Source organism: Acidovorax sp. ACV01 (genome assembly GCF_014851495.1).
GTDB classification, from domain to species: Bacteria; Pseudomonadota; Gammaproteobacteria; order Burkholderiales; family Burkholderiaceae_C; genus Acidovorax; species Acidovorax radicis.
On record NZ_JACUZT010000006.1, the window covers coordinates 189,258 to 211,096 of the forward strand.

Here is a 21,839-nt window from a genome sequence, read left to right on the forward strand (position 1 = left end):
ATCTCCTTTACTTGAGCGCGCGGCCCATGACTTGCAGATACGCGATCAGCGCTTCCATCTCGGTCTTGCCCTTGACGTCGGCGGCAGATGCAGCGATCTGCTCGTCGGTGTAAGGCACCCCCACCGTGCGCAAGGCCTTCATGCGGGGGGCCACACTGGCGGGTTCCACGGCATTTTTTTCCAACCAGGGGTAGGCGGGCATGTTCGATTCGGGCACCACGTCGCGCGGATTGTTCAGGTGGATGCGATGCCATTCATCGCTGTACTTGCCCCCTACGCGGTGCAGGTCGGGGCCCGTGCGCTTGCTGCCCCATTGGAAGGGGTGGTCATACACAAACTCACCCGCCACCGAGTAATGCCCGTAGCGCAGCGTTTCAGCGCGGAAGGGGCGGATCATCTGCGAGTGGCAGTTGTAGCAACCTTCACGGATGTAGATGTCACGGCCCACCAGTTGCATGGCGTTGTAGGGCTCGACACCCTTGACCGCTTCGGTCGTAGACTTCTGGAAGAACAGCGGAACGATCTCTACGAGGCCACCAATGGCGATCACCAGCAGGATCAGCACGATCATCAGGAAGTTGTTGGTCTCCACCTTTTCATGGGAGAAGCCGGTCGAATTCGATGGGTTGTTGTTAGACATGAGTTATCTCCTTCGGCTCAGGCGTGGGCCGCATTCACGGCAGGGATCGCCACCTTGACCGAACGGCCGGAGATCGCAGTCACCCACACGTTCCAGGCCATCACTACCATGCCGCCCAGGTACAGCAGACCACCGGCCACACGGATCACATAGAACGGATAGGTCGCCTTCACGCTTTCCACAAAGGTGTAGGTGAGCGTGCCGTCGGGGTTGATGGCGCGCCACATCAGGCCCTGCATCACACCGGCGATCCACATCGCGGCGATGTACAGCACGATGCCAATGGTGGCCATCCAGAAGTGCAGCTCAATCGCCTTGATGGAGTGCATCTTTTCACGGCCAAACAGGCGGGGCACCAGGTAGTACAGCGAGCCCATGGAGATGAGGCCCACCCAGCCCAGCGCTCCCGAGTGGACGTGGCCCACGGTCCAGTCGGTGTAGTGACTGAGGGCGTTGACGGTCTTGATGGACATCATCGGACCTTCGAACGTGGACATGCCGTAGAACGACAGCGACACGATCAGGAAGCGCAGGATGGGGTCGTCGCGCAGCTTGTGCCAGGCGCCCGACAGCGTCATCACGCCGTTGATCATCCCGCCCCAGCTGGGGGCCAGCAGGATCAGCGAGAACACCATGCCCACCGATTGCGTCCAGTCGGGCAGCGCGGTGTAGTGCAGGTGATGGGGGCCGGCCCACATGTACGTGAAGATCAGCGCCCAGAAGTGCACGATGGACAGGCGGTAGCTGTACACCGGACGGCCTGCCTGCTTGGGGATGAAGTAGTACATCATCCCGAGGAAACCAGCGGTCAGGAAAAAGCCCACCGCATTGTGCCCATACCACCACTGCACCATGGCGTCCTGCACGCCGGCATAGGCCGAGTAGCTCTTCATGAAGCCTGCAGGAATCGCAGCGCTGTTGACCACATGCAGCAAAGCCACGGCCAGGATGAACGCGCCGAAGAACCAATTGGCCACGTAGATATGTTTGACCTTGCGCACGCCGATCGTGCCAAAGAACACGATGGCGTAGGACACCCAGACCAGCGTGATCAGGATGTCGATGGGCCATTCAAGTTCTGCGTATTCCTTGCCGGACGTGTAGCCCAGCGGCAGGCTGATGGCTGCGGCCACGATGACCAGCTGCCAACCCCAAAACGTGAACGCCGCAAGCGGCCCGGCGAACAGGCGGACCTGGCTCGTGCGCTGCACGACGTAATAGCTGGTGGCGAACAGCGCGCAGCCGCCGAACGCGAAGATCACCGCGTTGGTGTGCAGCGGGCGCAAGCGCCCATAGCTGAGCCACGGAATGCCGAAGTTGAGCTCAGGCCAGGCAAGTTGGGCGGCAATGATGACGCCCACCAGCATGCCAACCACCCCCCAAACCACGGCCATGATAGAAAACTGCCGCACCACCGTATCGTTGTAGTGCGCAGCACTTGTTTTTGGAGAATCCATCGGGCACCTCTTTGTAATGCAGTAAGAGTTTGTTGCAGTCGGGGCCATCGGGCATTGACACAAGTCAACCGTCTCGGAGAATGCGCTCGCCCTCTTGTTCCACGCTCTCGAACTGGCCGTGGTACACCGCCCACCACAGCCCTCCCAGAATCAAAAGAACCAGCATTACGGACAGCGGAATCAGGAGATAAAGGATGTCCATCAGACAGGCTCCAGGGTTGTCTTCGAAAGATCCAGGGACGGCTGCAACGCGCTGCTGGCAGAAAGGACTGAGGAAGGGCACAGAGCCCCCTCCTCCTTTCGCGGCATCTCCTGCATCCCGGGCAGCGGAGGCAGGTCACGTGCGAGACGTGCCGCATTGAGCACCACCAACAATGAGCTCAGCGCCATGCCCAGCCCGGCCAGCCAGGCAGGCATCCAGCCCACCACCGCCAGCGGAACGCACAACGCGTTGTAGCCCGCCGCCCACCACAGGTTCTGGCGCACCACGCGCAAGGTGCGGCGCGCCAGCAGCACGGTCTGTGGCACCAAAGCCAGGCTGTCGCCCAGCACCACAAAATCGGCCTGCGACTGCGCCAGCGGCACTGCGCGGCCAAACGCAAAGGACACGTGCGCACCGGCCAGCACCGGGCCATCGTTCAAACCGTCGCCCACCATGGCCACCTGGTGGCCAGCAGCCTGCAGCGCCTGCAATGCGACCAGCTTGCCCTGCGGCGTGCACTCGCCCGCCGCGTGCACAATGCCTGCCTGTGCCGCCACACGCTGCACCGCGCCCATGCGGTCGCCCGACAGCAATTGCACCGCCACACCGCCCTGCTCCAGCGCAGCCACCACGGCGGGCGCCTCAAGGCGCAGGTCTTCCACCAGGTCGAAACGGGCCAGCTCTGACACCGTGCCATCGGCATGTTGTTCCGACAGCACCACCTGCAGCGCGGTACTGGCATCGTCCGCAGCCACGCCTGCATGGTGCGCAGATCCGAGTCGGACCTTGCGTACGGGCTGGACTGCATCCCTGGTGTCGCACACCATGGCTACCAAACCCAACCCCGCTTCCTCCTGCAAACCAGCTACCCCCCAGCGGCCATCACCCGCCGCAGCGGCCGCCACCACCGCGCGCGATGCCGGGTGCATCGAGTGGCGCGCGAGGGAAGCAGCCAGGGACAGCGTTTCCTCGGCGGTCCACCCACTGGCCGTGCGCACGGCCTGCAGTGCCATGCCGTCCCGCGTGAGCGTCCCGGTCTTGTCGAACACCACGGTGTCCACGCGGGCCAGCGCCTCCAGCCCTTGCAGGTTGCGCACCAACACGCCGTGGCGTGCCAGCGTGCCAGCGGCCGTCAGCATCGCCACCGGGGTCGCCAGCGACAGCGCACAGGGGCAGGTGACGATGAGCACGGCCACCGCCACCATGAGCGCATGCCCTGGGTCAGATGGCCACCAGCACATCGCAGCCAAGCCCGCCGCCACCAGCACCGCCACCAAAAAGGGGCGGGCAATGCGGTCAGCCAATTGGGCAAGGCGTGGCTTCTGCAACGACGCGCTTTCCATAAGCGCCACGATCTGAGCAAAGCGGGTCTGCCCGCCCGTGCCTTCTACATGCACCTCCACCGGCGCCTGCAGGTTGTAGCTGCCCGCCGTGACCACGCTGCCCTCAGCGCGCGCCACGGGGGTGGACTCACCCGTCAGCAAGGATTCATCCGCATGGGTGTTGCCCAGGGTGATGCGCCCATCGGCCGGAAACGCCTCACCCGGCAACACGCGAATGGTGTCACCCACCACGACGCGGCGCGTGGCCACGCGCACAAAGCTACCATCGGCCGCGCGCCGCTCCACGCTGTCGGGCAGGCGGTTCATCACAGCCTCCAGCGCACCGGCCGTGCGGTCGCGCAGGCGCAGCTCCAGCCAGCGTCCGGTAAGCAGGAAGAAGACAAACATGGTCAAAGAGTCGTAGTACACCTCCCTGCCAAAGATGCCCGCGGGGTCGAAGGTGCCCGCGGTGCTCACGACAAAGGTGATGGCCATGCCCAGCGCCACGGGCAAGTCCATACTCACCCGGCGCTGCCTGACGTCGCGCAGCGCGCTGGCAAAAAATGGGCCGCACGAAAACACCACCATGGGCAGCGCGATGACCCATGAGGCCCAGCGCAGCAGTTGCTCCATCTCGCCCGTCAGGTCCCCGGGCTGCGCCACATACGCGGGCCACGCATACATCATCACCTGCATCATGCAAAAGCCTGCCACCAGCCAGCGCCACAGGGCGCGGCGGCTCTCGCGCTGGCGCTGCTCGCGGACAAAGGCATCCATGGCGGGCATGGCGCGGTAGCCCGCCTTGTGCACAGCCTCCATCCACTGCGAGGGCTGCACCCGCGAGGGTTGCCACACCACACGCGCGCGGCGCGTGGCGGCACTCACGTCTGCCTGCAATACGCCAGGCACCCTCCGCAGGGCATCCTCAATCGTGAGCGCGCAGGCCGCGCAGTGCATCCCCTCCAGCACCACGTGGGAGTCCCAGGCGCAAGTGGCAGGATCTGCAGGTGCCTTGTCCGCTGGCGCAAGGGGGCGACCGAACGCTGGCCACTCCTGCGGATCATCCAGCAGCATGGCCTGCGCGGGGGGCTCCGCACCAGGGACAGCACCAAGCGCATGCACCGGGGATGGGGCCGGCGCACCGGGTCGAAACATTGACATGGTTCAAGCCTATCGTTCGGACATGACACGTACATTGACCTGCATCAAGTCCCGGAACATGATTCATCCTAAGCTCGTTCCATCACTTTGAGGAGATCTTTTATGTACAAGCGCATCCTGATCGCAACGGACGGCTCACCCCTCTCGGACAAGGCCGTGGAACATGGGTTGTCCCTGGCCGCCCTCACCGGCGCATCTGCGGTAGCCCTCAAGGTAGTGCCACGCTACCCACGCAGCTACTTCGAAGGCGGCATGCCCGTCGATACGAATGACGTGAAACGCATCGAATCGCAATGGGGCGACGCAGCCCAGGCCATGGTCGATGGCGTGAAAGCCCAGGGCGGCGCCCAGGGGGTGACAGTCAAGGCCGTCATCGCCAAATCCGACCTCGTGGCCGAGGCCATCATCTCGGCCGCCAAGAAGCACAAGTGCGACCTGATCGTGATGGCCTCCCACGGCCGCAAGGGCCTCAAGCGCCTGTTGCTGGGCAGCGAAACGCAGCATGTGCTGACACACTCGCACATCCCTGTGCTGGTGCTGCGTTAAGTATCAAAACAGGTGCTAGCGCTTATCCATCAAGCGCTACAAGCTATCAAATAAATAGCAAACCCCGCTAAGGCGCAACGCCTTATCGGGGTTTTTCATGGCCGGCTGGATTGCGGGCGGCTCAGTGATTGCCCAGATACAACTGCGCCATGCGCTCATCGGCCAGCAGCCCGTGTGCGGGGCCCTGCAGCACGCACCGCCCCTGGTCCAGGATGTAGCCCTGCTGGCTGATCTGCAGCGCCTGGCGCGCGCGCTGCTCCACCATCAGCACCGCCACGCCTGCGGCGGGCAGCTTTTGCACCATGTCAAACACCTTGCCGACAAGTGACGGTGCCAGCGCCGCCGTGGGCTCGTCCAGCACCATGATGCGCGGCGATGGCATGAGGGCCCGCGCAAAGGCCAGTTGCTGGCGCTCGCCGCCCGAGAGGTTGCTGGCGGGCTGAGGCAATCGTTCCACCAGCGCCGGAAAGTCGGCCAGCACCTCGTCCATACGGCGCTTGATGTTTGCGACACCACGCACCACCAACAGGTTCTCGCGCACGGTGAGCGACGGGAACACATTGGCCACCTGTGGCACGTAGGCCAGCCCGGCGTCAAAGCGGTCTTCGGCCGACAAGGCCGTGATGTCGCGCCCACCCAGGTGGATGGTGCCCGCCACCCTTGGCAACAGGCCCAGCAGCGCCTTCACCAGCGTGGATTTGCCCGCACCGTTGGTGCCCGCAATGGTCACGATCTCGCCCGGCGCCACGGCCAGGTCAATGCCGTGGATGATGTCCACCTCGGAATACCCGCCGCGCAATTGCGCGATCTGCAGCAAGTTGTCTGCGCCGCTCATACCACCCCTCCCATATAGGCTTCCTGCACGCGTGGGTCGTCCAGCACCGTGTGCGGGTCGCCCTCGGCCAGGATGGAGCCCCGGTCCATCACGATCATGCGGTTGGAGAGCGACTTGAGCGCCTGTAGGTGGTGCTCGATCACGATGAACGCAATGCCCTGCCCGTTCAGCTCGCGCACGCGGTCACAAATCTCTTCGATCAGCACCGGGTTCACCCCGGCAAACGGCTCGTCCAGCAAGATGCAGCGCGGGTCCAGCATCAGTACCCGGCCCAGCTCCACCAGCTTCTTCTGCCCGCCCGACAAGCCCCCCGCCGTCACATCGCGCACCCGCGCCAGGTTCAAAAACTGCAGGATGCGGTCCGCCTTGGCAGACAGCTGCGCCTCGTGCTCGCGCAGGCTGCGCGTCTGGAAGAAGGCATTCACCAGCCGCTCCCCCTGCGGGTTGGCGGCGGCCGCCATCAGGTTCTCGTGCACCGTGAGGCTCTTGAACTCGCGCGGAATCTGGAACGTGCGCACCAGCCCCAGCCGCGCCCGGCGGTATGGGGGCATGCGGGTGATGTCCCGCCCCTCAAACTGGATCTGCCCCGCGTCCGCTGGCTGCTGCCCGGCAATTGCGGCAAACAGCGTGCTTTTGCCCGCACCGTTGGTGCCTGCAACGCCCAAAATCTCGCCCGCACCCAATTGCAGCGACACACCGTCCACCGCCTTGAAGCCCCCGAATTGCCGCGTGACGGCCTCCACCTTCAGCATCGTTGTTGCGGTCATTGGGTTTTGCCTCCAAACAGGCCGTTGGGCTTGTACAGGGTGACCAGAATCAGCGCCAGGCCCACCGCCGCCAGGCGCAAGCTGGCCATGCCAACTTCTGACACGCCCGGCACCCAGTCCTTGGCAAAGCGCGAGCCCTCCAGAAACACCATGAGCAGCAGCGAGCCAAACACCGCGCCGCGCACCGTGCCTGAGCCGCCCATCACCAGTCCCATCCACACATAGAACGTGATGAGCGGGATGAACTGCTCTGGCGTGATGAAGGTTATGAAGTGCGCATAGAACGCCCCTGCCACACCCGCCAGCGCCGCCCCCAGCATGAACACCTGCACCTTGAACCAGGCAGGGTCCTTGCCCAGGGCCGACAACGCGGGCTCATCGTCGCCAATGGCCTTGAGCAGCCGCCCAAACGGGCTGGCCGCCAGGCGCACCGTGCCCCAGGCCACCACAGCGACCACCGCCAGCAGCGTGGCAAAAATTGCCATGTCCGACACACCGCTGCCCCAGGACGCAAACAGCTTGGGCAAGCCGGGCAAGCCCTGCACGCCCTTGGTCAGCCAGCTTTCTTGCTGAATGGAGATGCGCACCGCCTCCGAAAAGCCCAGCGTCACGATGGCCAGGTAGTCATCCCGCAGGCGCAGCGACAGCAGCCCAATGGGCAGCGCCAGCAAGCCCGAGAGCACAGCCGCCGCCACAAAACACAGCACCAGCGGCACGCCTTGCAGCGCCAACAGGCCCGAGGTGTAGGCGCCCACGGCAAAGAACGCCACGACGCCAAAATTGACCAGCCGGGTCAGGCCGAACTGCAGGTTCAGGCCCAGCGCCAGCAGGCAATAGATAAGCGCAACGATGCCAATGGCACACAGGTAAGCAATCATCGGTCGAACTCCTTACCGCACCAGTTGCACGCGGCCCATGATGCCCGCCGGGCGCACCAGCAGCACCAGGGCCAACACCACAAACGACAGCACCAGCTTGTACGACGGCCCCATCAGCGGCACCGCCAGCTCTTGCGCCACACACAGCAGCAACGCACCCAGCACCGCACCCACCGGGCTACCGATGCCGCCCAGCACCATGGCCGCGAAGGCAGGAATCAGGCTCTCCCACCCCATCTCGGGGCTGACCACGGCCTTCATGCCCAGCAGTACGCCGCCCAGCGAGGACAAGGCCCCCACCAGCAGCCACAAACTAAGCATCAACCCATTGGCGCGAATGCCGCTGGCCCGCGCCAGGTCTGCACTGTCGGCCACGGCGCGCAGCTGGCGGCCAAAGCTGGTGCGGTAGATCAGCACAAACACCACCACGAGGCTTGCGGCGGCCACCGCCGCAATGGCCAGGTCGGTGGGCAACACGCGAATGCCGCCAAAGTTCCAGGCGCGCACCAGGGGCAGGTCAAACGTGCGCTGATCATGCCCGGCAAAAAAACCGATCAAGCTGCGCAGCAAAAACCCGAGGCCAATGGCCGCGAGCATGGACGACACCATGGGCCGCCCGGCCAGCTTGCGAAAGATCAGCGTGTACGAGCCCGCCGACACCACGGCCGTGACCACCATGCTGCCCAGCGCCGCCGCCCACAGCGGCCAGCCCCCCAGCAGTTGCACCGCCACGGCAGCGTAGGCGCCGGTGGTGAGCATGTCGCCAGTGGCTGCGTTGGGAAAGCGGTTGACGCCCATCACCAGGGTCATGGCCAGGGCAGGCAGTGCCACCACCAGGCCTTCGATCAATCCGTTGATCAGCAGGTTTACAAAGTCGATCCAGGTCATTGCGTCATTCCGTCATCCCATGCACATCTGCGCTGTGCGCCGCAAAAAAAATGCCCGGGGCCTGCACCTGGCAGGCGCACCGGGCGCGGTCCATCACATCGTGATGGACACCACGTCGCGCCGCACCAGCTGGCCCTTTTCGATGATGAACACGCCAAAGTCCGGCGTCACATCGCCCGCCTTGTCAAAGTCCAGCTTGCTCGATGCGCCTTCGTAGTTCACCTTGGCTTTCTTGGCCAGTTGCGCCTTGCCTTCGGCAAAGGTGAACACGGCCGTGCCGGGGGCGTTGGAGACATCGCGCAGCTTGGCGTTGATCTGCTCTACCGTGGCCTTGGGGCCTGCGGCTTCCATGGCCAGCGCCAGCGAGATCACCATGTCGTACGCCATGGCGGCGTAGATGTTGGTGGAGGCCGCCTTGCCCGTGGCCTTGGTGAAGGCCGCGTCAAACTGGGCATACGAAGCGCTCTTTTCGTTGGACACGGTGTCCACCGAGATGATGCCCTCGCACACCTCGGCGCCCAGGGCCTTCACCAGATCGGGGTTGGCCGCCCAGCCGGGGATGATCCACTTCGTTTCCGCACCGGACTGGAACCACTCGCGCAGGATGATGGTGGTGTCGGGCAGGTACGAGCCCATCACGATCACATCGGGCTTGGCGGCCAGAATCTTCTGCAGCTCGCTGCGGTAGCTGGGGCGGCTGGGTTCGTAGGTGACATGGGCCGCCACCTTGCCGCCGCGTTTCTCCCAGGCCTTGGTGAAGCCTTCCACGTTGCCCAGGCCGGATGCGTTGTTGAACGCCATCGTGGCCGGGCGCTTGAAGCCGCGCTTGGTGCAAATCTCGGCAAAGGCCGCGCCAAAGCGGTCGTTGGTGGCCTGAAAGCGCCACACCAGGTCCTTGGTGTCCAGCGTGGAGATGGCGGGCGCGCCCGACACATTCATCTGGATGATGCCCGCCGCATCCGTCAGCGGCATCACTGCCAGCGTCACGCCCGAGGCCCAGGTGCCCAGCACCGCCTGCACCTTGTTCACCTCGATCAGCTTCTTGGCGGCCAGCACGGCCGCGTCGGGCTTGGTCTGGTCATCTTCGGTGAAGAGTTCAAGCTTGCGGCCACCCGCGCCGCCCGCGGCATTGACCTCATCCACTGCCAGTCGGATGGCCTGCTGCATGCCCGGGCCGTAGGGGCTGCCTGCGCCGGTGATGGGCGTGAGCGAGCCAATGCGGAACACCTCACCTTGCTGGCTGAAACCGATGGAGGGAAGGAACTGCAGAGCCGCCGCGGCGCCGCCTAGCTTGACGAAATTTCTACGTTGCATGGTGATCTCCGGTAGGGGGATGGGATGGGGGGTGAGGGGGGTGAAAGGGACTCAAAGGGTGTTCTTGACCCACACGCCGTCCTTGGCGATGGCGCGAATGCGCTCGCCCTGGTTCAGCAGGCAGGTGATGTCGGTGAGCGGGTTGCCATCGACCAGCAAGATGTCGGCAATGGCACCGGCCGTGACTTCGCCCAGCTGGCCTTGCTGGCCCAGAATCTCCGCGCCAATCAGCGTGGCCTGCTGCAGCACCGGGCCATTGCCCAGAATCTCCGCGCGCAAGCGCAACTCGTCGGACTGCAGGTAATGCGTCTCGGCCAGCAAGTCGCTGCCCAGGCCCATCTTCACGCCCGCCTTGGCCAGGATCTCGATGGCCTGCTTGCCCTGCCCACGTACCGAATCGATCTTGGCAATCGACACCGCAGGCAGGCCATACCGCTCGCCCTCGTTGGCCAGGCCCTCGTAGGTGATGAGCGTGGGCACCATGAAAGCCCCCATCTCGGCCATGAACTCTGCCGTGGGCGCATCCACCAGATTGCCGTGCTCGATGGTGCGCACGCCGCAGCGCACGGCGCGGGCGATGGCCCGGGGCGTGTAGGCGTGGGCCATGACATAGGTGTTGGCATTGGATGCCTCTTCCACAATGGCGTGCAGCTCGGCTTCGGAATAGCCCAGGTTGCCAATCGGGTCGTTGGGCGAGGCCACGCCGCCCGAAGCCATCACCTTGATCTGCGTGGCGCCCTTGAGGATCTCTTCACGAACCGCCAGGCGGCAGGCGTCCACGCCATCGACCACGCGGCCAATGTTGCCCAGCTTGTAGGCGCACGAACACACATCCAGGTCATCGTTGCGCTGGCGGAAATCCGCATGCCCACCGGTTTGCGACAGCGCCTTGCCCGCAGGGAAGATGCGCGGCCCCTGCACCAGCCCCGTGCGCACCGCCTCGGCCAGCGACCAGTCGGCGCCGCCCGCATCACGCACGGTGGTAAAGCCCCGCTCCAGCATGCCCTTCATGATGGGCAGCGAGCGCATCATGGTGAACACATTGGGCATCTTGGCCACGGCGCCCAGGTTGAACGAAGACGCCACCACATGCACGTGGCAGTCGATCAGGCCGGGCATCAGGGTCATGCCCTTGGCGTCGAGCGTGGTGGTCCCTTCTGGCACCGGCAAGTCGGTGCCTACCGCCGCAATGCGGCCGTCCTGCACCAGAACGGACAGGCCAGTGCGCAGTGTGAGTGCGTGGACATCCAGCACACGGCTGTTTTCAATCAACAAAGAGGTCATGAGATTCGTCAAAGTGGGCGCGATGGCTTCAAAATTACTCATAGCCTGCTTTTTCAGGGGGCCATGAAGACCGTCAAGCATCCATCTGGTGCATTGCAGCATCTACAAAGTGTGGCGCTTGACACGTTGCTGTCACAGGACGCATTTATCGGGCCAATTGCCCTTATCCGCAACGCCTAAAATCTCACCATCCCATGAGCCCTACTCATACTCCCTAGGTCATATCTATGCGCCGCCTGTGCCCCACCATCTCTGAGCTGAACGCCTTTCACTCCGCCGCCAAGCACCAGGCCTTCACCATGGCCGCACGCGAGCTGTGCGTGACGCAAAGCGCCATCAGCCGCCACATTGCGGCGCTGGAGGACTACCTGGGCCAGAAGCTGTTCATCCGCAAAGCCACCGGGCTGGAGCTGACCGAGGCGGGTGCCACCTACCTCAACGCCACCCGCCCCGCCATGGCCGCGCTGGAATCTGCCACGGCACAGCTCATGTCCTACGGGGGCGATGGCGGCTCGCTCAACCTGTCCGTGCCGCCCACGTTTGCGGCGCAGTGGTTGTTTCCGCGCCTGGGCCACTTCAAGCGCACGCTGCCGCAGGTGTCGCTGAACTTTGTGCGTTACCAGCACGCGCACGACTTTGCGACGCCGCATGAATTCGACGCTGCCATCCAGTACGGCTACGGCAACTGGCCCAGCGCCAATGCGCGCTACCTGATTGGCAAGGAAACCAGCATCGTGTGCAGCCCGCAACTGCAGGCCGCCCTGCCCCTGAACACCCCGCAAGATTTGATGCGCGCCACGCTGCTGCAGCACATTGAGGTGCCTCTGGCCTGGCAGGACTGGATGGAAGCCAACGGTCTGGACACCGGCGCCAGCCGGTTCGGACCGGGCTTCAACCTGTATTCACTCATCATCCGCGCAGCGGTTTCAGGCTTTGGCGTAGGCATCGTGCCCACTTGCTTGGTGGAAGACGAACTGCAGGCAGGCACTCTGGTAGAACCTTTGAAAGACCGCTTTGACAGCCCGCTGGGCTACTACCTGTGCGCGCCCACGGCCCGCACCAACCTGTCGGTGTACCGGCTGGTGGCGGGGTGGCTGGAGCACTGCTGCAACCATACCGAGAGCGCCGCAGCGCCAGCCGCCACGCCCTGCATTTTCTGCAGCCCCCAGGCCTCTGCGGCGGGTTAGACGGCGGGGTGAGTGACCCCGCGCAGCTGGCGCAGCACACCCACCCTCGGGTCCACATCAGGCAAACAGCCCCTTGTGTTGCTCGCGCAGCAGGTTCTTTTGCACCTTGCCCATGGTGTTGCGGGGCAGTTCGGGCACCACAAAACACTTCTTCGGGATCTTGAAGTTGGCGAGCTGCGACTTGAGCGATGCCACGATGGCCTCAGGGTTGAGCTGTGCGCCGGGCTTGGCAATGACCACAGCCACGCCCACTTCGCCAAAGTCGGGGTGTGGCACGCCCACCAGCGCACTTTCGGCCACGCCCGGCATGTCGTTGATGTAGCCTTCGATCTCGGCCGGGTACACGTTGTAGCCGCCGCTGATGATGAGGTCCTTGCTGCGGCCCACGATGCTCACGTAGTCTCGCGCGTCCACCTTGCCCACGTCGCCGGTCTTGAACCAGCCGTCTTGCGTGAACTCTTCGGCCGTCTTCTCGGGCATGCGCCAGTAGCCCTTGAAGACGTTGGGCCCCTTGACCTGGATGGCGCCGATCTCGCCCACGGGCAGCAGTTTGTTGGCGTCGTCCACCACGCGCAGGCCCACACCGGGCAGTGGGAAGCCCACGGTGGCGCCGCGCCGCTCGGTCTGGTCGCCATGGCGCTTGTCAGCCGCGTAGGGGTTGGAGGTGAGCATGATGGTCTCGCTCATGCCATAGCGCTCCAGGATGGTGTGGCCGGTGCGCTGCTGCCATTCGTTGAAGGTCTCAATGAGCAGCGGCGCCGAGCCTGCGACGAACAACCGCATGTTCCTGGCGGCCTCTTTGTTCAGCCCCGGCTCGGCCAGCAGGCGCACATAGAGCGTGGGTACGCCCATGAAGACGGTGGCGCGGGGCATGGCAGCGAGCACGGCCTTGGGGTCGAACTTGCTGAACCAGATCATCTTGCTGCCATTGATGAGCGCGCCGTGGATGGCCACGAACAGGCCGTGCACGTGGAAGATGGGCAATGCGTGGATGAGCACGTCACCACGGCCGTCAGGCCCTCCGGTAGCCGTCCAGCCCCAGTACTCCTTGAGCACCTGCGCGTTGGACAGCAGGTTGCCGTGCGTGAGCATCGCGCCCTTGCTGCGGCCGGTGGTGCCGCTGGTGTACAGGATGGCGGCCAGGTCGTCCGCATTGCGCTGCACAGGCGTGTGCGTGTCGCCATGGTGCGCGGCGCGGTCCAGCAGGCTGCCGGTGCGGTCGTCGCCCAGGGTGAAGACATGCTGCGTGCCGAGCGTGAACGCTATCTTGGACACCCAGCCGAAGTTGCCAGGGCTGCACACCACCACCGCAGGCTCGGCGTTGCCGATGAAGTATTCAATCTCGGCGCTCTGGTACGCCGTGTTGAGGGGCAAAAACACATAGCCCGCGCGCAAGGTGGCGAGGTACAGCAGCATCGCTTCGACCGACTTCTCGACCTGCACGGCCACGCGGCTGCCTTCAGGCAGTTTCAGCGCGGTGAGCAGGTTGGCGATGCGCGCGCTGGCGTGGTCCAGGTCGGCCCAGGTGTAGAGCAGCGGGGCGCCATCGGGCGCCGTCGTTTCGACGGCGGTGCTGCCCAGGTCTGCAGGGAAGGCTGCGCGCAGGGCGCTGAAGAGGTTGTGTTGGCTCATGGCAGTGGTGCAAAGTTGCAGAGTTGCAAAAGGTCAGATCAACAAAAAAAGTGGGCAAGGCCCGTCAGAACACGGGAGCGCGTTTTTCAAGAAACGCGGTGATGCCTTCTCGGTGCTCGGCGCTGTCCGCATACGCGTAGGGATTGGGCGGATCGGATGCTATATTTTTTATAGCATTCTGCGCTTTACCATCAAGCGCCAGTGGCACTTTTAATGCTCGAAATGTTTGTTTGTTCATGCGGGCCGCCTGGGGTGCCAATGCTGCAATGCGCTGCGCGCTGCCCAAGGCCTCGGCGGCCACCCTGTCGTCGGCCACCACCCGGCTTAAGAAACCCCGCTCCAGCATGTCGGCAGCGCTGAAGGTGGCGGCTTCCAGCAGCATCTGCCGGGCCGTCATGTCGCCCACGGCACCGGCCACCAGCTGCGCCTCGCGCGGGGCCATGGGGAAACCGAGCTTGGCGATGGGGGCGCCAAATCGGGCGGCGCTGCCTGCAACACGGATGTCGCAGCAGCTGGCAATCTCCACCCCAGCGCCCATGCAGGCACCGCTGATCTGGGCCACGACGGGCACGTCGCACAAAAGCATGGCGTTCAGCCCGCCCCAGACATCGTTCTCATGAAAGTCGCGCAAGGCAGCCGCGTCAAACCGAAAACCCGGGTATTCCGAAATGTCCCCGCCCGCACAGAAGGCATCGCCCTCGCCGGCCATGAGCACACAGCGCACATCGCTGCGGCGCTGGATGTCTTCAAACACCTCGCGCAGCTGCCGCCACATGCCCCGCGACATCGCGTTCAGCCGCCCAGCATGGCGCAAGGTGACATGCACCACACCACGCTCACCGGCATCCATCAACACTTCACCCGACATCTTGGCAACCCATCAAGTTATGCACATTACTCAGCCCTAAGAGCCCACGCAACGCCATCGCCAGTGCCACCGTGGAACTGGCTCTGCCAGGCCACGGGTGGCATCCCCCTCAGGGGGATGGCGCGAAGCGCCTTAGGGGGTTAATCAAGTTTTGCGCCAGAAGCCTTCACCACCGCCGCCCAGCGCTTGACCTCGCTGCTGACCATGGCGGCAAACTGCGGCTGGGTCAGGCCGCCGTATTCGGCGCCGTTGTTGGCCCAGATGGTTTTGAGCTCTTCCGCGCCCCCCAGCTTGCGCACTTCATCCACGATGCGCGCCTGCACGTCAGCGGGTGTGCCCTTGGGCGCCCACAGGCCGTACCAGGTGGTCACGGTGTAGTCGGGCAAGCCCACCTCGGACGCACAAGGCACGTCCGGGAAGGCCGCGTTGCGCTTGGGGCCAGACACCATGAGCGCCTTGATGCGGCCGCTCTTGATGTGGGTGGCCGACGAGCCGAGGCCGTCAAACATCATGTCCACATTGCCACCGATAAGGTCTTGCAATGCGGGGCCCGCGCCCCGGTACGGGATGTGGGTGATGAAGGTGTTGGTCTGCTGCTTGAAAAGCTCACCGGCCAGGTGGTGCGACGTGCCCGCACCAGCCGAGCCATAGTTGAGCTTGGCGGGGTTGCGCTTCACGTATTCGATGAATTGCTGGAAGTTGCTGACCGGCACGTTCTTGGGGTTGACCACCACCACCTGGGGCACGTTGGCCAGCAGGAACAGCGGGATGAAATCCTTCTCGATGTCGTAGTCGAGCTTGGGATACATCGACGGCGCAATGGCGTGGTGCACAGCCCCCATGAAAAGCGTGTAGCCATCCGGCGCGGCCTTGGAGGCAAAGCTGGCCCCCACGGTGCCGCCAGCGCCACCCCGGTTGTCAATCACGAGCGTCTTGCCAGTCACCTTGGAGAACTGCGCCGCCAGCGGGCGCGCAAAGGCGTCGGTGCCGCCGCCCGCAGGGAACGGCACCACCAGATTCACCGGCTTGGTCGGCCAGGCCGATGCCTGCGCCCACACAGGTCCGGCCCCCGTGGCCAGCCCCAGGCCCGTGGCGGCCGCCCCCAACAGCACGTCTCGGCGCTGCATTCGCATGTCTTTCATTTCTTGTCTCCTGTCGTCGTTGTAAAAAGGGAATGCAGGACCCCACCATGCCAAGCACCACTTACACCGGCTGCTTGCCCGATGTGGCGCACCATTTTCTGCGCCGATGATGACGATGATGGCATCGCCCGGCAGCAGGGCCTGCGGTCAGTCGCGGCACAGGCTGTCGATGTCCCCCGACACCGGCACCTTGCCCTGCGCGAGCAAGCTGCGGTGCTTGTCGATGCGCTTCAAGTCGTACAGGTAATTCACCATCAACCCATACGATTGTTTCAGTCCTTTGTTGGACGGGTCTCCCGCCCAGTTCAGGCGCTCCACCCGCGCGCCATTGCCCAGGTGGAACCGGGCCACAGGGTCCACCGGTTTGCCCTCCTGCAGTTCACGGCCCAGGTAGCGCGCGGCGCACTCCATCAGCATCTGGCGCACGGGCGACTTGGCATCCAGCTCGGTGGCCTTGTCGAGCGCTGCCAGCAGGTGGGTCGCCTGGGGAGGCTCAAAACCCACGGCGCGCCCCAGTTCGGAACGGCGCTTGTCGTCCAGGCGCTCCAGCATCGCACCCGCATGCTTGCCCAGCCAGGAGCGAAAGCCAGGGATGGGCGACAGCGTGGCAAAGGTACGCAGCCGGGGAAACTCGGAAGTCAGGGTCTCCACCACATGCTTGATGAGTGAGTCACCAAAGCTCACACCGCGCAGGCCGGTCTGGGTGTTGCTGATCGAATAGAAGATCGCCGTGGTGGCGCGCCCGATGTCAGCCGGCGCCGCCGCTTCGTCCAGCAAAGGCGTGATGCTGGAAGAGATCTTGTCCACCAGCGCCACCTCCACAAAGATCAGCGGCTCGTCGGGCAGGCGCGGGTGAAAGAAGCCGTAGCAGCGGCGGTCGCTGTCGAGCCGATTCTTCAGGTCAGCCCAGCTGCGGATGTCATGCACGGCCTCGTACTTGATGAGCTTTTCGATCAGCGAAGCGGGCGAGTCCCACGACAGGCGGCGCAGCTCCAGAAACGCCACGTCGAACCAGGTCGAGAACAGGTGCTCCAGCTCGGCATCCAGCGCCAGCAGGCGCTTGTCGGCCTTGAGCAGGGGCAGCAACTCGGCACGCATGTCGAGCAAGAAACGCATGCCTTCGGGGGACACCGAAAACCGCTGCAGCAAGCGCGTGCGCGGCGACACCAGCGCGCGGCGCAGGCTGATCTCGGCCTGGCCCTCTTCGGCCGTTCCGGCCGCGGCCTCGTAACGCTGGCGGGCCGATTTGAAGCGCGTGGCGTCCGGCGCAAATTGCTCGCACATCAAGAGCCACATGTCGCGCCGCTCCTCAGGCTCGGCCTTGGCATACCACTCGGCCACGGCCTGGGCACGGCGCCCGCCTTCGAGTTCGCTGACCTGGGGCGCCACCACCTCCTGCAGATCGGTCAACAGGCGGCGCAGCGCACGGGGCGACAACGCCTCTTGCCCACGCCGCAGCGTGGCCTGCAGCCGCTCGTGCGTAGAACGCGGCACGGCCACCTTGGCCACCACATCGGACACGGATTTATCGAGCCCGGCCCGGGCTGATCTGTCGGTCGCCTTGTCGCCAGCCTTGTCGCCAGCCTTGTCGCCCGTTTTATCGGAGGTCTTATCGGCTGATTTTTCTGCGGCCTTGTCTGCAGCAGGCGCGGCGGTGCGCAAGCGCGACACGCTGCGCGCGATCCATTCGGGGGTACTGTTCATCATGGTGTCAGCCTCGATTGCTGGTTGCGGGCTACGTCGCGCAGCGCATCGCGCTGGCGCAACAAGTGGTTGCGCATGGCCTCTTCGGCGGCGTCGCAGTCGCGCGCCTTGAGCGCGGCAAACACGGCCAGGTGCTCGGCCAGGCTTTGCTGGAGGCGGCCCGGCACATGCAGCGTCTGCGCCCGCGCCAGGCGCAGAATTTTTCGCAAATCGCCGATCACCTGGGCCAGCCAGCGGTTGTCTGCCAGCGTGATGAAGGCTTCGTGGATGGCGTAGTTGGCTTCGTAGTAGTCGGCGATGAGGCCTTCGGACGCAAACTGCTGCAGGCGCTGGTGCAGCACATCGAGCGCAACCACATCCGCCGCGCCCGCTTTGCGCGTGGCCTCATGGGCGGCACGCCCCTCCAGCAGCGCGATCACGGGAAACAGGTCGTCCAGATCACGTTCGGTGATCTCGGCCACGAAGCAGCCCCGGCGTGGCTCGTGGCGCAACAGGCCCTCTGCCACCAGCACCTTGAGCGCCTCGCGCAGCGGGGTGCGCGAAATCGCCAGCCGCTCGCACAGGGCCGCCTCGTCCAGAAAGCTCCCGGGTGGCAAGGCACCGGCAAAGATCTGCTCGCGCAAACGCGAGGCCGCTTCGTCGTGCAATGAATTGGGAACCGGGCGCATGGTGCGGGTAAAACTCCAGGGTGATCAATCACGGGCGGACCATTGGCCTGCAGCTTTTGCTGCCAACGTGTATCCAAATGCCTGCAAACAATTGCTTTGTTTGCACATATTCGTAATTTCTCATAATTACGTAAAATAACAAGAGAAAAGCCTCCGAATCTGGAGGCTATTGGGTAAAAACCTGTGTCTTGCGGCGGTGGCGCAACATGTAGTGGGCAAATGCCGGGCTTCGGCGGGCCCGACTTGCCGTTCTTCGGCCTTTTCTGCGGAGCCATTCAGCTTCAACTCGCCATGGCGGCTCGCCCGTGGAAAGCCCCTCCCCCGCAGCACCCAGCGGGCAAGTCATCGGCCCACAGTGGCTTCCAAATCGCACGGCCTCGCCCAGGCCGTCCAGATGTTGCTGCCGCAGTCTCACGCCACAGGCACCAGCGGCACGCCCCAACAACGTCGCACGGATTTCCGCTGCCCGGCGCCTCGCGCTACCTGAACTCCATCACCAAGGACCTCGCACCGGTCCCAAGCGCAGAGCACCTGTCGCAGCTCTTGCGACAAAGCGCTATATTTTCAATAGCTGCCAGCGCATATTCAATAAGCGCCAGGCGCCATTTTCACTAGATTTTTTGCGCCCCCACAGGCTGGCGCTGCGCCCACAGCCACAACAGGACACCTGCGGCGATCATCGGCAGGCACAGCCACTGGCCCATGCTCATGCCCAGCGACAGCAGTCCCAGAAAGCTGTCGGGCTCACGGAAATACTCGGCAATGAAACGGAACACGCCATAGCCCACCAGGAAGGCCGCAGCCACTTGGCCCTGGCGGCGCTCCTTGCGCGCATACAGCCACAGCAGGATGAACAGCAGCAACCCTTCCAGCAGGAACTGGTAGACCTGGGACGGATGGCGCGGCTGCATGGAGCCGCTGTGTGCAAACACCATGCCCCACGGCAGGTCCGGGCTGGCAAAGCGACCCCACAGTTCGCCATTGATGAAGTTACCCACGCGCCCGGCCGCGAGACCGGTGGGCACGCAGGGCGCCACGAAATCCGCCACCTGCAGCCACGGCCGCTTGCGCGAATGCGCAAACCACAGCATGGCCACGATCACCCCGAGCAGCCCGCCATGGAATGCCATGCCACCCTGCCACACCGCAAAAATCTCCAGCGGATGGCTCAGGTAGTAGCCGGGCTTGTAAAACAGACAGTAGCCCAGGCGCCCGCCAACCACCACACCGGCCACGCCGAGAAAGAGGATGTCTTCCACGTCCTTGCGCGACCAGGCCCCCGCGCCGGTGATGGACGCAAAGGGCTCGTGCCGCAGGCGCCGGATGCCCAGCAGCATGAACAGGCCAAAAGCCGCGAGATAGGTCAGGCCATACCAGTGGATGGCCAGCGGGCCCAATTGCAGGGCGATGGGGTCGATGTGGGGGTACGTCAGCATTTGGGCGGTATTGTGCCCGCGCGTCGAAGACCATTGGCGAACCACGGCCCTGCGCGCCACCGGGACAAGCGACACTCGGCCGCGGCCCCACGAAGACACACGGCCGCCAATGCGCCCGCATCGCGCCAAGCCCCATTGAATGCGAACGCGCCTGATCCCAGTACGCATACAGAGCGACAGCACGGGGGAATCGCCGGCGATTGCTACTGTCGGCGCGATACTCCCCGCATCAAAACAAGGAAAAACACATGCAGGGAAACCCCCAAGTCATCGACTATTTCAAGGATCTGCTGCGCGGCGAGCTGGCCGCGCGCGACCAGTACTTCGCGCATTCGCGCATCTATGAAGACCAGGGCTTCACCAAGCTCTTCACCCGCCTCGACCACGAGATGCAGGAAGAAACCCAGCACGCCGACGCCTTGCTGCGCCGCATCCTGATGCTGGGCGGCCGCCCCGACATGCGCCCCAAGGAGTTCACCCCCGGCGAGACCGTGCCGGACATGCTGAAGAAGGACCTGGCCACCGAATACGAAGTGCGTTCCGCCCTGCAGCAGGGCATTGCGCTGTGCGAGAGCGTGGGCGACTACGTGAGCCGCGACCTGCTGCTGGTGCAACTGCGCGACACCGAAGAAGACCACGCCTACTGGCTGGAAAAGCAGATCGGACTGATCGACAAGGTGGGCCTGCAAAACTACCTGCAGTCGCAAACGGCCTGATCTTCCGCGGGACGCCAACCCCGCCCAATGATCGACCCAGGCACCTCGCGAGGTGCCTTTTTTCATGGTGAGCCATCGACGGGATGAATTTGGCTAGATCTGTGGGATTGTTGTCATTGCAGCCAACCCGGCAAACGCCGACACTGCCCTCATGCATCCATCCATCCGCACAGTGGCGTGCCTGATCTACCCCGACGTCATGAGCCTGGACGCGGTCGGCCCCCTACAGGTCTTCGGCTCAGCCAATGCCGAGCACGCGGGCCACGGCCTGCCGCCCGCCTATGTGCTGCGCCTGGTGGCGGAGGCCGCAGGGCCCGTCACCACATCGGCAGGGTTCGCGCTGGTGGCCGATGCAGGCTGGACCACGCTGGACCCGGCGCAGCTGGACACCGTGCTGGTCGCCGGCGGCGATGGCGTCATCGCGCAATTGGGCAACACCGCACTGCAGCAATGGCTGCGCGGCGCAGAGCCGCAGGTCCGCCGCATGGGCTCGGTGTGCTCGGGCGCGCTGCTGCTGGCGCATGCAGGGCTGCTCGATGGGCTGCATGCCACCACCCACTGGTGCCGCACCGACCTGATGCGCCGCAACTACCCCTCCGTGCAGGTGAACGATGACTGCCTGCACACCTACGATGCGTCCAGCGCGGTGTACGGCCACCTGTTCACGTCGGCTGGCGTCACGGCGGGCATCGACCTGGCGCTGGCGCTGGTGGAGGCTGACCTGGGCCGCCCCATGGCGCTGGCCGTGGCGCGGCGGCTGGTGATGTTCATGCGCCGCCCGGGCGGGCAGGCGCAGTTCAGCGCGCTGCTCGCACCCGAGACCCGGCATGCGCCGCGGCTGGCGGCGCTGCTGGAATGGATTCCGTCACAGCTGGGCGGCGACCTGTCGCTGGATGCGCTGGCTGAGCAGGCCTGCATGCCACCGCGCACGCTGACGCGCGTGTTCCAGCGCGAGCTGGGCACCACGCCCGGGCGCTATGTGGAGCGCGTGCGGGTGGAGGCTGCGTCCACCCTGCTTGCGCAGGCCCAGGCGTCGGTCTCGACCGTCGCGCGGCTGTGCGGCTTCGAGCACCCAGAGAACCTGCGCCGCAGCTTTCACAAGCACCGCGCCGTGAGCCCGCAGGCGTATGCGCAGCGCTTTGGCGTGGGGGCGCTGCTCGACTGACTCTCGCCGCACCGCGCCCTCTCTCCC

20 protein-coding genes are annotated in these 21,839 nt (G+C 64.6%); 4 read left to right on the forward strand and 16 right to left on the reverse strand.

Annotated features, from left to right (window positions below; all coding sequences use genetic code 11):
• Nucleotides 1-7 precede the first annotated feature (7 nt).
• From ccoO to IB243_RS18220, 4 genes are all read right to left on the reverse strand, one after another.
• Nucleotides 8-640, reverse strand: a complete 633-nt coding sequence (gene ccoO, locus IB243_RS18205) for a cytochrome-c oxidase, cbb3-type subunit II (protein ID WP_010460654.1) — start codon at nt 638-640, stop codon at nt 8-10.
• A gap of 17 nt (nt 641-657) precedes the next feature.
• On the reverse strand, nt 658-2,097 hold the full coding sequence (gene ccoN, locus IB243_RS18210; RefSeq protein WP_010460653.1) for a cytochrome-c oxidase, cbb3-type subunit I: 1,440 nt from the start codon (nt 2,095-2,097) through the stop codon (nt 658-660).
• 64 nt (nt 2,098-2,161) lie between these two features.
• A complete protein-coding gene (ccoS, locus tag IB243_RS18215; protein ID WP_010460651.1) occupies nt 2,162-2,299 on the reverse strand; it encodes a cbb3-type cytochrome oxidase assembly protein CcoS in 138 nt (45 codons plus the stop codon).
• Complete coding sequence (locus IB243_RS18220; protein WP_192428803.1) at nt 2,299-4,695, reverse strand: cation-translocating P-type ATPase; 2,397 nt, start codon at nt 4,693-4,695, stop codon at nt 2,299-2,301. The genes ccoS and IB243_RS18220 overlap by 1 nt, the downstream gene beginning before the upstream one ends.
• Before the next feature lie 189 nt (nt 4,696-4,884).
• On the opposite strand from IB243_RS18220, the gene IB243_RS18225 reads away from it, so the two are divergent.
• Nucleotides 4,885-5,328 carry a universal stress protein gene (locus tag IB243_RS18225; protein ID WP_010460646.1) on the forward strand — a complete coding sequence of 148 codons (444 nt, stop codon included), beginning with the start codon at nt 4,885-4,887 and terminating at the stop codon, nt 5,326-5,328.
• A 121-nt stretch (nt 5,329-5,449) separates the two neighbouring features.
• Here the strand turns inward: IB243_RS18225 and IB243_RS18230 are convergent, their stop codons facing one another.
• The 6 genes from IB243_RS18230 to IB243_RS18255 form a co-directional block, all read right to left on the reverse strand.
• Nucleotides 5,450-6,163, reverse strand: coding sequence for an ABC transporter ATP-binding protein (locus tag IB243_RS18230; protein ID WP_099741466.1), 714 nt, complete (start codon nt 6,161-6,163; stop codon nt 5,450-5,452).
• A complete protein-coding gene (locus IB243_RS18235) occupies nt 6,160-6,930 on the reverse strand; it encodes an ABC transporter ATP-binding protein (protein WP_225585035.1) in 771 nt (256 codons plus the stop codon). Before IB243_RS18235 ends, IB243_RS18230 begins: the two co-directional genes overlap by 4 nt.
• On the reverse strand, nt 6,927-7,808 hold the full coding sequence (locus tag IB243_RS18240; RefSeq protein ID WP_099741468.1) for a branched-chain amino acid ABC transporter permease: 882 nt from the start codon (nt 7,806-7,808) through the stop codon (nt 6,927-6,929). Before IB243_RS18240 ends, IB243_RS18235 begins: the two co-directional genes overlap by 4 nt.
• Before the next feature lie 12 nt (nt 7,809-7,820).
• On the reverse strand, nt 7,821-8,696 hold the full coding sequence (locus IB243_RS18245) for a branched-chain amino acid ABC transporter permease (protein WP_192428628.1): 876 nt from the start codon (nt 8,694-8,696) through the stop codon (nt 7,821-7,823).
• Nucleotides 8,697-8,789: 93 nt separating this feature from the next.
• A complete protein-coding gene (locus IB243_RS18250; protein ID WP_192428629.1) occupies nt 8,790-10,010 on the reverse strand; it encodes an ABC transporter substrate-binding protein in 1,221 nt (406 codons plus the stop codon).
• A 51-nt stretch (nt 10,011-10,061) separates the two neighbouring features.
• Entirely contained in the window at nt 10,062-11,294 is a 1,233-nt protein-coding gene (locus IB243_RS18255; RefSeq protein WP_099730658.1) for an amidohydrolase family protein, read from the reverse strand.
• Nucleotides 11,295-11,521: 227 nt separating this feature from the next.
• On the opposite strand from IB243_RS18255, the gene IB243_RS18260 reads away from it, so the two are divergent.
• The gene (locus IB243_RS18260; RefSeq protein WP_192428630.1) at nt 11,522-12,481 is read left to right on the forward strand and encodes a LysR substrate-binding domain-containing protein; all 960 of its coding nucleotides are present in this window, start codon (nt 11,522-11,524) and stop codon (nt 12,479-12,481) included.
• Between the two features lie 57 nt (nt 12,482-12,538).
• Here IB243_RS18260 and IB243_RS18265 read toward each other — a convergent pair whose 3' ends face one another.
• The 6 genes from IB243_RS18265 to lgt all read right to left on the reverse strand — a co-directional run bounded on the left by IB243_RS18265 (nt 12,539) and on the right by lgt (nt 19,931).
• The gene (locus tag IB243_RS18265) at nt 12,539-14,113 is read right to left on the reverse strand and encodes a malonyl-CoA synthase (protein WP_192428631.1); all 1,575 of its coding nucleotides are present in this window, start codon (nt 14,111-14,113) and stop codon (nt 12,539-12,541) included.
• Nucleotides 14,114-14,177: 64 nt separating this feature from the next.
• Nucleotides 14,178-14,981: an enoyl-CoA hydratase/isomerase family protein gene (locus IB243_RS18270; RefSeq protein WP_192428632.1), complete on the reverse strand. Its 804-nt coding sequence runs from the start codon at nt 14,979-14,981 to the stop codon at nt 14,178-14,180.
• Nucleotides 14,982-15,121: 140 nt separating this feature from the next.
• Entirely contained in the window at nt 15,122-16,123 is a 1,002-nt protein-coding gene (locus IB243_RS18275; protein ID WP_010460637.1) for a tripartite tricarboxylate transporter substrate binding protein, read from the reverse strand.
• 147 nt (nt 16,124-16,270) lie between these two features.
• Nucleotides 16,271-17,827 (reverse strand): malonyl-CoA decarboxylase, encoded by a 1,557-nt coding sequence (locus tag IB243_RS18280; RefSeq protein WP_192428805.1) that lies wholly within the window; start codon nt 17,825-17,827, stop codon nt 16,271-16,273.
• Complete coding sequence (locus tag IB243_RS18285; RefSeq protein WP_192428633.1) at nt 17,827-18,495, reverse strand: GntR family transcriptional regulator; 669 nt, start codon at nt 18,493-18,495, stop codon at nt 17,827-17,829. The genes IB243_RS18280 and IB243_RS18285 overlap by 1 nt, the downstream gene beginning before the upstream one ends.
• 611 nt (nt 18,496-19,106) lie before the next feature.
• A complete protein-coding gene (gene lgt, locus IB243_RS18290) occupies nt 19,107-19,931 on the reverse strand; it encodes a prolipoprotein diacylglyceryl transferase (RefSeq protein WP_192428634.1) in 825 nt (274 codons plus the stop codon).
• Between the two features lie 248 nt (nt 19,932-20,179).
• On the opposite strand from lgt, the gene bfr reads away from it, so the two are divergent.
• Nucleotides 20,180-20,647 carry a bacterioferritin gene (gene bfr, locus IB243_RS18295; protein ID WP_192428635.1) on the forward strand — a complete coding sequence of 156 codons (468 nt, stop codon included), beginning with the start codon at nt 20,180-20,182 and terminating at the stop codon, nt 20,645-20,647.
• Nucleotides 20,648-20,798: 151 nt separating this feature from the next.
• The gene (locus IB243_RS18300) at nt 20,799-21,812 is read left to right on the forward strand and encodes a GlxA family transcriptional regulator (RefSeq protein WP_192428636.1); all 1,014 of its coding nucleotides are present in this window, start codon (nt 20,799-20,801) and stop codon (nt 21,810-21,812) included.
• Nucleotides 21,813-21,839: the final 27 nt, after the last annotated feature.

Coding starts and splice junctions, on each gene's coding strand:
- lgt (WP_192428634.1), bottom strand. CDS start 19,931: ATGCTGACGTACCCCCACATCGACCCCATCGCCCTGCAATTGGGCCCG.
- IB243_RS18220 (WP_192428803.1), bottom strand. CDS start 4,695: ATGCTGCTGGATGATCCGCAGGAGTGGCCAGCGTTCGGTCGCCCCCTT.
- bfr (WP_192428635.1), top strand. CDS start 20,180: ATGCAGGGAAACCCCCAAGTCATCGACTATTTCAAGGATCTGCTGCGC.
- IB243_RS18265 (WP_192428631.1), bottom strand. CDS start 14,113: ATGAGCCAACACAACCTCTTCAGCGCCCTGCGCGCAGCCTTCCCTGCA.
- IB243_RS18280 (WP_192428805.1), bottom strand. CDS start 17,827: ATGAACAGTACCCCCGAATGGATCGCGCGCAGCGTGTCGCGCTTGCGC.
- IB243_RS18235 (WP_225585035.1), bottom strand. CDS start 6,930: ATGACCGCAACAACGATGCTGAAGGTGGAGGCCGTCACGCGGCAATTC.
- IB243_RS18250 (WP_192428629.1), bottom strand. CDS start 10,010: ATGCAACGTAGAAATTTCGTCAAGCTAGGCGGCGCCGCGGCGGCTCTG.
- IB243_RS18240 (WP_099741468.1), bottom strand. CDS start 7,808: ATGATTGCTTACCTGTGTGCCATTGGCATCGTTGCGCTTATCTATTGC.
- IB243_RS18270 (WP_192428632.1), bottom strand. CDS start 14,981: ATGTCGGGTGAAGTGTTGATGGATGCCGGTGAGCGTGGTGTGGTGCAT.
- IB243_RS18255 (WP_099730658.1), bottom strand. CDS start 11,294: ATGACCTCTTTGTTGATTGAAAACAGCCGTGTGCTGGATGTCCACGCA.
- ccoN (WP_010460653.1), bottom strand. CDS start 2,097: ATGGATTCTCCAAAAACAAGTGCTGCGCACTACAACGATACGGTGGTG.
- IB243_RS18245 (WP_192428628.1), bottom strand. CDS start 8,696: ATGACCTGGATCGACTTTGTAAACCTGCTGATCAACGGATTGATCGAA.
- IB243_RS18225 (WP_010460646.1), top strand. CDS start 4,885: ATGTACAAGCGCATCCTGATCGCAACGGACGGCTCACCCCTCTCGGAC.
- IB243_RS18230 (WP_099741466.1), bottom strand. CDS start 6,163: ATGAGCGGCGCAGACAACTTGCTGCAGATCGCGCAATTGCGCGGCGGG.
- ccoO (WP_010460654.1), bottom strand. CDS start 640: ATGTCTAACAACAACCCATCGAATTCGACCGGCTTCTCCCATGAAAAG.
- IB243_RS18260 (WP_192428630.1), top strand. CDS start 11,522: ATGCGCCGCCTGTGCCCCACCATCTCTGAGCTGAACGCCTTTCACTCC.
- IB243_RS18275 (WP_010460637.1), bottom strand. CDS start 16,123: ATGAAAGACATGCGAATGCAGCGCCGAGACGTGCTGTTGGGGGCGGCC.
- ccoS (WP_010460651.1), bottom strand. CDS start 2,299: ATGGACATCCTTTATCTCCTGATTCCGCTGTCCGTAATGCTGGTTCTT.
- IB243_RS18300 (WP_192428636.1), top strand. CDS start 20,799: ATGCATCCATCCATCCGCACAGTGGCGTGCCTGATCTACCCCGACGTC.
- IB243_RS18285 (WP_192428633.1), bottom strand. CDS start 18,495: ATGCGCCCGGTTCCCAATTCATTGCACGACGAAGCGGCCTCGCGTTTG.